1 protein-coding gene is annotated in these 1,070 nt (G+C 79.1%); it reads left to right on the top strand.

Going from position 1 to position 1,070, the window contains the following annotated elements; all coding sequences use genetic code 11:
• Positions 1–44: 44 nt before the first annotated feature.
• Complete coding sequence (gene surE, locus WDZ17_RS11705) at positions 45–1,007, top strand: 5'/3'-nucleotidase SurE (protein ID WP_339575337.1); 963 nt, start codon at positions 45–47, stop codon at positions 1,005–1,007.
• The last annotated feature ends 63 nt before the right edge of the window (positions 1,008–1,070 follow it).

Raw genomic sequence — 1,070 nt, forward strand, 5'->3', positions numbered from 1 at the left:
GGGGCGGTGCCGTCGCGGTCGCGGGCGCCCGGGACCATGGCCCCGTGCCCCCCACTGACGCTGCCGAGACCGCGCAGACCGCCGACCCGACCGACCGCGAGCGCCCCTGCGCCCTGGTGACCAACGACGACGGCGTGGAGGGCCGTGGCCTCGCCGTCCTGGCCGTGGCCGCGCTGGAGGCGGGCTTCGACGTCGTCGTCGCCGCGCCGTCGCGGGACCGCAGCGGGGCGAGCGCGGCCGTCGACGGCGAGCTCGACGGCGACCGGCTGCCCGTCGCCGAGGTGCCGCTCCCGTGGCCCGACCTCGCCGGGCCGGACCAGCCGGACGACGACCCGCAGGCCTGGTGCGCGCAGGCGCGGCGGCACGAGGGCACCGACCGCCTGCGCGTGCTCGCCGTCGGCGCGAGCCCGGCCTTCTGCACCCGCGTCGGGCTGCGCGGGGCCTTCGGCGGCCGGGTGCCCGACGTGGTCCTGTCCGGCGTCAACCACGGGATGAACACCGGGGAGGCGGTCCTGCACTCGGGCACCGTCGGGGCGGCGCTCACCGCGACGGTCTTCGGCGTCCGTGCGCTCGCCGTCTCGGCGGGCGTCGCGTCGACGCAGACCCTCGAGGTGTCCGCGACGACGTGGGGCGCCGTCCTGGACGCCGTCCGCCCCGCGCTGCGGTGGGTGCTCGACCACGAGCCGACCGGCACGCTCAACGTCAACGTGCCGCACCTCGACGCCGGCGAGCGGGTGCGCGGGCTGCGCCCCGCGACGCTCGCCGCCGCGGGCGTCGCCCAGGGCAGCGCCTTCGAGGCCGGCGAGGGCTACGTGCGCCTCACCGCGACGACGCCGCTCGAGGACCCGCCGGAGGACCCGGGCAGCGACACCGTCCTCCTCGCGCAGGGCTGGGCGACGGCGACGCTGCTCGCGTCCGTCGAGCAGCGCACCGGCGTGCCGCTGGACGACCTCGACGACCTGGCGGGCGCCGTCCCCGCCGGCACGTCGCCGTCGACGGGCCGCTGAGCGGGGCCCTGCTCGCGAGCAGTCGTCGAAGTGCGGCCGGGCGGGGCCCTACCCCGCGAGTAG

This window comes from Pseudokineococcus basanitobsidens (genome assembly GCF_037482545.1).
GTDB classification, from domain to species: domain Bacteria; phylum Actinomycetota; class Actinomycetes; order Actinomycetales; family Quadrisphaeraceae; genus Pseudokineococcus; species Pseudokineococcus basanitobsidens.